At 73.6% G+C, this 8524-nt stretch carries 5 protein-coding genes; 2 read left to right on the top strand and 3 right to left on the bottom strand.

The features are described from left to right. From AB6N24_RS22060 to AB6N24_RS22050, 3 genes are all read right to left on the bottom strand, one after another. Positions 1-768, bottom strand: a 768-nt coding sequence (locus tag AB6N24_RS22060; protein WP_412871506.1) for a hypothetical protein, incomplete at its 3' end; no start/stop codon positions are given. A 242-nt stretch (positions 769-1010) separates the two neighbouring features. Next, on the bottom strand, positions 1011-2690 hold the full coding sequence (locus AB6N24_RS22055; RefSeq protein WP_412871505.1) for a glycoside hydrolase family 27 protein: 1680 nt from the start codon (positions 2688-2690) through the stop codon (positions 1011-1013). Positions 2691-2728: 38 nt separating this feature from the next. After that, positions 2729-4930 carry an RICIN domain-containing protein gene (locus tag AB6N24_RS22050; protein ID WP_412871504.1) on the bottom strand — a complete coding sequence of 734 codons (2202 nt, stop codon included), beginning with the start codon at positions 4928-4930 and terminating at the stop codon, positions 2729-2731. Between the two features lie 518 nt (positions 4931-5448). Between AB6N24_RS22050 and AB6N24_RS22045 the strand changes: the two genes are divergently transcribed. After that, on the top strand, positions 5449-7281 hold the full coding sequence (locus tag AB6N24_RS22045; RefSeq protein ID WP_412871503.1) for an endo-1,4-beta-xylanase: 1833 nt from the start codon (positions 5449-5451) through the stop codon (positions 7279-7281). Positions 7282-7560: 279 nt separating this feature from the next. Next, positions 7561-8524: ALF repeat-containing protein (locus AB6N24_RS22040; protein WP_412871502.1), on the top strand; the 964-nt coding region annotated here is incomplete at its 3' end.

The following is an 8524-nucleotide window of genomic DNA, read 5'->3' as shown; positions in this document are numbered from 1 at the left end:
GTCCGGGCCCGCCGGCACGGGACCTGCGGCTGCCCCGCCGTCCGGCCCTGCCGGTGCGGGTGCCGGTGCGGCAGCCGCTGCTGCAGCAGCCGCCGCGGTGGCGTCGCCCGTGCGCTCGATGGTGCCGCGCCGGGCGCTGTACTCGCCGAGCCGGAGGTTGCTGGGCGCGCCCATCACGGTGGCGACGAGCTCGGCGGTCTCGTTCCGCCCGATCCGCGGCATGTTGTACGCGTCGTAGTCGATCGCGTACCCGAGCGTGTGCATCGACGCCCCGCCCAGGTGGGTCGTCGCGGTGAACCGTGAGCGCAGCGCGAACGCCGTCGAGCTGGCCGGCACGCGTCCGCCCACCTCGGCGGCCGCCGCCTCGAGCCGCGCGGCGGCGTCGGGGTGGAGCTGCGGTGAGCCCGGGACCGCGGTGGCCCTGATCGCCCGGAAGTGCGCGATCGTCGCGTCGTGGGAGCCGAACCACTCGCGGCCGGCTCGCAGGAACTCGCGGCGGTGCGCGTCGTCCGCGAGCGGGGCCCCGCCGCCGTTCCCGCTCTGGACGGGTGCGGGGAGCCCGCGGGTGGCCTCGAGCGCCTCGTCGTCGGAGAGGTCGCGCTGGACCACGGGCGTGCCCGGACCGGTGTGCAGCCGCGCGACGGCGGCGGCGACCGCCCGGTTGCCGGCCTGGCGCTGCAGGTGCACCAGGCCGGCCTCCGGGTCGTCGCGCCGGGCGTCGGGCCCCGGCGCGGGGTGTGCGGTGCGCGGCGGTCCGAACGCGCGCATGCGCGCCTCCTCGGTGAGAGCTGCTCGTCCCCCGATTGTCGTCCGCGCACCTCCCGCTCCCGTGCCCGCGTCCCGCGCACGTTCGGGCACGTCGTGCGTCTGAACGGGCACGCCCGCCCTCAGTGCTGCCCGTCGACCCGTGACGTGTGGTCGGGGACCGCGGCGGTGGGCACCGCACGGGCCGCCACCGGGCGGAGCCGGGTCCGCCGCGCTCGCGGACCTCGGCCCCGCCAGGAGCGTCCCTACCGCCGCGACCAGACCTGGTTCGCGGCCCCCGTGCAGTGCCACAGCAGCACGGCGGTGCTGTTCGCGGTCAGGTTCCGGTCGACGTCGAGGCACAGCCCGGACCGCACGCCCCGGATCGTCCCGTCGCCCTGGGCCGTCCACTGCTGGTTGGTGCCGCCGTTGCAGTCCCACAGCTGCACGCGCGTCCCGGCCACCGCGCTCGGCGGTGCGTCGAGGCACTTCCCCAGCGATCGCAGCGTGCCGCCGGTCTCGGTCCACCGCTGGTTGGCGCCCGAGCCGCAGTCCCAGATCACGAGGCCCGTGCCGTTCGCGGTCGCGCTCGCGGGGACGTCGAGGCACCGGCCCGACGCGGCGCTGACGAGCGTGCTCCCGGTCGGCGGCGTCACGACGCCGCCGGGCGTGACCCGGTAGAGCGCGACCCCGTGCGCGGGGACCTGCGCGGTCAGCGACCCGGTGGTCGTCCCCGTCGCGCCGGTCCACAGCTCGCGGTAGGTGTGCGTCCCCGAGCCGGCGCCGACCTGCGCGAGCGTCGTCGAGATCGAGCGCGCCCCGCCGCCGCGGTTGAGCAGGGCGACCGCGACCGAGCCATCGGCGAGCGGCTTGGCCCAGACCTCGGCGTCCCCGTCGTCGCGCACCCGGTCGGCCTGCCGGACGAGCGGGTCCTGGTCGATCGCGAGCACGTCGCGGTTCGTCAGCACCGTGCGCACGTCGGCGCTCATGCTCCGCAGGTCGTTGCCCGCGATGAGCGGCGCGCTGAGCATCGCCCACATGCTCATGTGCGCGCGGTTCTCCGTCGGCGTCAGGCTTCCCCGCACCCCGACCATGAGCATGTCGGGGTCGTTGTACTGCCCCGGCCGCGTCCACTCGCGCATCGGCTCGACGATGTCGAGCGCCTCGGTGATGCCGACGAAGCAGTCGGCGGTCGGCGCGCAGCCCGTCGACCACGCGTCGTCGAGGTCCTCGGACGTGCGCCACAGGTCCGCGAAGCCGCCCCAGCCCGAGTAGGTCGGCGCGGTGTTGGCGTGCGCGCTGTTCGGGTTGATCGAGTAGACGATCGGGCGCCCGGTCGCCTTGAGCGCCGCGCCGAACCGCGCGAACAGCGTCGCCTGCTCGGTCACCGAGCCGCGCGGGTCGCACCAGTCGTGCTTCACGTAGTCGACGCCCCAGGACGCGAAGAGGTTCGCGTCCCGCGTCTCGTAGCCGTTCGACGACGTGCCGGGCCGGTTGCCGAAGTACTGGTCGCAGGTCTTCTCCCGCGGCGCGTGGTAGATCCCGAACTTGAGCCCCTTGCCGTGGATGTAGTCGCCCAGGGCCTTCATGCCCGACGGGAACCGGTCGGCCCGCGGCTGGAGGTTGCCGTTCGCGTCGCGGGTGTCACGCATCCAGCAGTCGTCGACGACGACGTACTGGTAGCCGGCCGCAGCCATCCCCGTGCTCACCATGGCGTCCGCGGTCTGGCGCACCATCCCCTCGTCGATGCCGCAGTAGAAGGTGTTCCAGCTGTTCCAGCCCAGCGGCGGCAGCGGCGCCGGCTCCTCGACGGTGGGCGGGGGAGCGGCGGCGGCCGTGGGACCGGCGGCGGCCGCCGGGCCGGTGCCCACGGCGACACCGGCGGTGAGCAGGGACAGGGTCGCCACGCAGGCCGCGGCCCAGCGACGAGCAGTCGCAGACGTCATCGTGCACTCCTTCGTGCAGTCGGTCGGGTCGGTGAAGGTCAGGGCGTGGTGAGGTCGAAGCTGCGGACGGTGACGGCCCCGCCGAGGGCCCGGGTCGCGTGGTTGAAGATCCCGAACCGGTAGCCCATGAAGAACTGCCACTCGTTGTTCAGGACGAAGGCAGGCCCGAGGGGGACGAACGTGGTCCCGTCGGTGCTGTACGAGAACGTCGCCGTCCGCCCCGAGCCCGGCCGGATGTCCGCCGTCGCGCGCAGCCACACCCGCCCGCCGGACACGGGCGCCGACGCGCGCTCGGTCCCGGTCCCGGTGGTCGCCCACGAGCTGTTCATGGTCAGCCCGTCGGTCATCACGACCCGCGTCGCGCCGTTGGACCGGACCACGCCGATCCACGCCGACGACTGCCGCAGCATCGCGAGGCCGGACCGGTCCCCGTCGGCCATCGCGGCGTGGTCGAGCTCGATGGTCGCCGTCGACGACGGGCCCTGGATGCGGTGCGTCAGGGTGTTGCGCGCGGCGTACAGGTCGTTCGTGACCGTGGCCGTCTGGAGGCGCAGCCCGTTCCCGACGCTGAACCGGCTCGTGTCGGGGTTGTGGTTCCACTCCCACCGGTGGCCGAGCGCGGGACCGGCGAACGTGTCCCTCCCCGTCATCGGGGCGACCGTCCTCGTCGTCGAGATGTTCGGTCGTGGGTACGTCGCACCCCAGCGGCCGTTGACGGTCTGCACGGACGGCCAGCCGTCGGGGCTCCAGGTGATCGGCGCGAGCGTCGGCACCCGTCCGCCGGGGTACGCGTCGGTGAACGCCATGTACCACCAGTCGCCGGCCTGCGTCTGGACGAGGCCGCCCTGGTGCGGCACCCCGCCGCCCGGGACGGGGCCCGGCAGGTCGAGCAGCACCTGCCGCATCTCGTAGGGCCCGAACGGCGAGGTCGACCGCAGCACGTACTGGCCGTTCGCGGGCCTGGTGAGCCAGATGTAGTAGTAGCTGCCGCGCTTGTAGAACCGGGCGCCCTCGAGGGTCCCGACGCTCGCCGGGGTCTGGAAGACCTGCTGCGCCCGCACCTGCGCGGTGCCGTCGGCGTTGAGCTGCGCGACGCTGATCGTGCCGTTGCCGTACGCGACGTACATCGTGTCGTCGGTGTCCACCAGCAGGCCCGCGTCGTAGTAGCACTGGTTGAGCCGGGCCTTCTTGGTCCACGTGCCGTCGACCGCCGACGCGGTGTAGACGTACGTGCGGTTGAACTCCGTGCAGCCGATCCAGTAGTACGTGCGGTTGCTCGGGCGGTACCCGAGCGTCGACGCCCAGATGCCCTTGACGTACTTCCGCCCGCCGGTGAGGTCGTACCCGGCGTCGTCGAAGTCGAGCCGGGGCACGGAGTGGCCGGCGTACTCCCAGTCGACGAGGTTGTAGGACCGCAGGACCGGGGCGCCGGGCGAGTAGTGCATGGTCGACGCCGAGTAGTAGTACGCGTCGCCGACGCGGATGATGTCCCCGTCGGCGAAGTCCTGCCAGACGACCGGGTTGGTGAACGTCCCCGGCGGGGGAGCGGTCGGCGTCGGGGTGGGCGTCCCGCCGCCGACACGGGCGAGCAGCCACTGCTGGTTGGTCCCGCCCCAGCTCGAGTACTGCACGATGTTCCCCCCGTCTGCGGTGGACGCGCCCTGGACCTCGAGCGCCTTGCCGCTGTTGCGGTTGATCAGGGTGACGTACCCGTCGGTGGTGTCCTGGAGCCGCCACTGCTGGTTCGTGCCGTTCGTGTCGGTCCACTGGACGACCGGGCCGCCGTCGGCGAGCGACCGGCCCGAGACGTCGAGGACCTTGCCGGAGTGCTGGGACCGGATGCGGTAGTACCCGTCGCCCGAGCTCACGAGCTGCCAGCGCTGGTTCACGCCGTCGCCCCGGGTCCACTGCGTGATCCGGGCGCCGTCGCTCGTCGCGAAGTTGTACACGTCGAGCGCCTTGCCGCTGCCCCGGTTGACGAGCGCGTAGGTCGCCGAGGTGTCCGGGGTCGCCGCGGGCGCGGCTGGTGCGGCGGCCACGGCGAGCGCGCCGGAGGCGGCCAGGCTCACGGCGACGCCGAGGGCGGTCCAGAGCCGGCCCAGGTCGGACCGGCGCACGTGGGGCCGGCGCGGACGGGACCGGCGCGGACGGGACCGGCTCGGGCGCGGCTTGCTCGGGTGGGCGCGGCGCGGGGAGGTGCCCGCCGGTCGGTGCTGCGTGTCGACGTCGTCGTCGGTCATCGCTGTCTCCTGGACCACTGCGCTGTGGGGAGGATGCGCCGCCGCACCGGGACAGGGTGTGAGCGTTAACATCCGCGAGAGCGCCACTGTGGCACGTGTCCGGCGGCCGCGGCCAGCCCTACGAAACGGTTCGTGTGCACCGGTGTAGGAGCGCGCCGGTGCGGGAGATATCGACCGCTCGGTCGTCTTGACCCGTGCCCGACGGTCTCCTTACGGTGTCACTCATCCGGGTGTGTAAAACGTTATCGTCGAGCGTCTCTCCTACACCGGTGTAGGAGCGATGCGGCCGTTCCCGGGCGGACGACGTCGACGGACTGCGCCAGCGACGAGGCTGCGCCGACCACCGGGCGGCCTCGGGACACCTGGCACAGGGACGTGACCAGACGTCGGACCGACGGGGCGCCCGCCGCCGCCGGCCGACCCCGGGGGACCAGCGAGAGGAACGACGCATGAGGACGCTTGCCGCACGACGACGTGACGGTGCACCCGAGGCGGCGCCGCAGGACGGACGGCGCTGGGTGGCGCGATGGACAGGAGCGGCGACGGCGGTCGTGCTCGCGGCGGTCGGCCTCGCCGGACCCGCCCAGGGTGCCGTCGCGGACGAGACGTACGACGTGGAGATCCACGTCGCCGGGCGCGGGACCGTCACGGGCGAGGGCAGCTACGAGGCCGGCGAGACGGTCGAGCTCACGGCGACGCCGGCGCGCTCCCACGTGTGGGGCGGGTGGAGCTCCGACGAGCTCGGCTGGATCGGCGCCCGGGTGGGCTCGTTCACCATGCCCGAGGGCGACGTGGTCCTCGACACCACGTTCCGCCGCCAGATGGCCCCGCTCAAGGACGTCTACCGCGACCACTTCGACGTGGGCAACATCTGGTCGGGCCCGCAGACGTACGCGCCCGGGTCGCCGAACGAGGCGACGGTCGCGCGCCACTACGACGTCATGACGGCCGAGAACGCCATGAAGCCGGACCAGCTGCTGCCGAACGAGAACATCGACCCCGAGACGGGCGACTTCACGTTCGACTTCACGGCCGCCGACGCGTTCGTCGACGAGACGCTCGCGCGTGGCATGGACGTCCACGGCCACGTGCTGGTCTGGCACGGGCAGTCGCCGGCACGCCTCAACAGCGGCCCGACGGGCGGCACGCGTGAGCAGGCCCGCTCGAACATGGAGCGCTACATCGAGCAGGTGCTGACCCACTTCCAGGGCCGCGCCGTCTCCTGGGACGTCGTCAACGAGGCGTTCGTCGACGGGCTCGAGGAGTTCGACCCCGAGACGCAGGACTGGCGCGACTTCCTGCGCGGCGGCCCCAACGGCGGCTCGTCCCTCTGGTACTCGGCCTACGCGAACGGCCTGAACGCCTCCGCCGGCGAGAGCCCGGCCGACTTCCTGTACGACGCGTTCGTCTTCGCGCGCACGTACGCGCCGGAGGTCCGGCTCGTCTACAACGACTTCAACGTCTTCCAGTCGGAGGGCAAGGGCGAGGCGATCGTCGCGATGGCGAAGGACCTCAACGCGCGGTACGCCGCGAACCACCCCCAGGACCCCCGGCTGCTCGTCGAGACGATCGGGCTCCAGTCGCACAACTACCTCAACCAGACGCCGGCGTTCGCCTGCTCCGAGCACACGCGCCTGCCCGGGCTGTCGGACGACGCCGCGGAGGAGTGGCGCCCCGGTGCGTGCTCGGACACCGCCTCGGTCGAGCGGTCGCTGCAGCTCATCACCGAGGCCGGCATGACGGCCGACATCAGCGAGCTCGACCTCCAGGTCTGGGAGGCGTGGAACGGCCAGCCCGAGGGCGACGACCGGACGCTCTACCGCGACCTGACCGACCCGTCCGTGGCCGACCGCATCTCGCGGGACGAGTTCACGTACTGGATCGGGAAGATCACGAACCGCGCCGAGCTCGAGGCGATCCAGGCCCAGCGGTTCGCCGAGTACTTCGCCGTGTACAAGGCGTACTCGACGGACATCGACCGGGTCACGTTCTGGGGCCTGACGGACGAGCTGAGCTGGCGGTCCACCCACAACCCGCTGATCTTCAACAGCGACTTCTCCGAGAAGCTCGGGGCGGCCGCGGTCGCCGACCCGGAGCGCTGGCTCGGCGTCCGCGGGCAGATCACCGACACCTCGGAGCTCGCGGAGGCCGTCGCGGTCGCCGAGGCGCTCGACCTGCGCGGCCACACCTACACCGGCAAGAGCGCCGCCGCGGTGCGGAAGGCCCTGGCCCGCGCCGAGGCCGTCCTCGCCCGGGGCGGCTCCCAAGCCAAGGTGAACGAGGCGACGTCGGCCCTCGTCGACGCCGTCGCCGCGCTCGAGACGAGGAAGCCGCCGCGACCGAGGTCGTGACGGCAGCGGTCCCGCCGGCGAGGGCGGCCCGACGTCCCCACCCGGCCGAGCGCCGGGCGGCGTCGGGCCCGTCCTCGCCGGCGGGACCGTTGTTCGTGCGGGACGGGGCTGCGCCTCGTCGCACCCGTGGACGCGTCACCGTTCCGCCACGAGGACGTCACCGTCGCGCCACCGGGACGAACCTCGCATAAGCGTCGTCGGGCGGTAGGGTCTGCGCGGGCTGGGGGCCGTCCGCAGGGGCGCCGTGCCTCCGTCCCGACCGTGGACGACGAGGGATGTGTGCTGGTGCGGAACGTGATGCGCTCGCTGGGCGCTGCTGTGGTGATGCTCGTGCTGGCTCTCGGTGCGGGGGTGTCGCCCGCCACCGCGGAAGCGGACCCGACCGCCGAGCTGCGGGCGTTCGTCGAGGCCGGCTTCGACGGGACGACGGACGCGGAGTACCGCGCCTGGGCCGAGGTCCTTGCGGCGGGCCCGGGCGCGTCGATGCCGCCGGCGGCGAAGGCCGCTCTCGCCGGTACCGACGAGGAGCTGCGGGCCTTCGTCGACGGCGGGTACGAGGCCGCGTGGTACGCCGACGAGCGCCAGCGCGTCCTCCACGTCCTCGACGGCGCCGGTGGCACGGTCGCGAGGGCTGCCCAGAAGGCCCTGGCCAGCAGCGACCCGCACGCACTCTCCGTCTTCCTCTCGACGGGGCTCGACGCGGCGCGTGCCCTCGACGAGCGGCTCGCGGCCTTTGCGATCCTCGCGAGCATCGACGAGGAGACGAGCCCGCGGCTGTACGCCGCGGTCCAGGAGGCGCTGGGCGGCACCCGCGCCGAGCTGCGCGAGTTCCTGGCCACCGGCCAGCACCAGGCGCGCACGGCCGACGACACGCTGGCGGCCGCGCGGATCCTCCGGGACATCGACCAGACCACGAGCCCGACGCTGTATGCCGCGGTGCAGGCTGCGCTGGGCGGCACGCCCGCCGAGCTGCGCGAGTTCATCGCCACCGGCCAGTTCGCGGCCCGCGAGAAGGACGACCGGCTCGCGGGCGCGCGGATCCTCGCGACGATCACCGAGGCTTCCAGTCCTGCTCTCTGGGCCGCGACGCAGGCGGCGCTCGCCGGCACGCCCGCCCAGCTGCGGGAGTTCCTGGAGACGGGCCAGCACGTGGCGCGCGAGCTCGACGCGAAGGCCGCCGCGCCGGCCGCCCCGGCGGTGCCGGCACCCGCTGCCCCCGCACCTGCTGTCCCCGCGCCAGCGG

Source organism: Cellulomonas jepli, assembly GCF_047229345.1.
In the GTDB taxonomy this organism is placed as follows: domain Bacteria; phylum Actinomycetota; class Actinomycetes; order Actinomycetales; family Cellulomonadaceae; genus Cellulomonas_A.
The sequence above is the reverse complement of the archived record's forward strand: the minus strand, read 5'-3'. Positions and strand labels throughout refer to the sequence as shown.

What these genes read in the sequence shown, in the direction of transcription:
- AB6N24_RS22055 (WP_412871505.1), bottom strand. Translation starts at nt 2,690, where the DNA reads ATGACGTCTGCGACTGCTCGTCGCTGGGCCGCGGCCTGCGTGGCGACC.
- AB6N24_RS22050 (WP_412871504.1), bottom strand. Translation starts at nt 4,930, where the DNA reads ATGACCGACGACGACGTCGACACGCAGCACCGACCGGCGGGCACCTCC.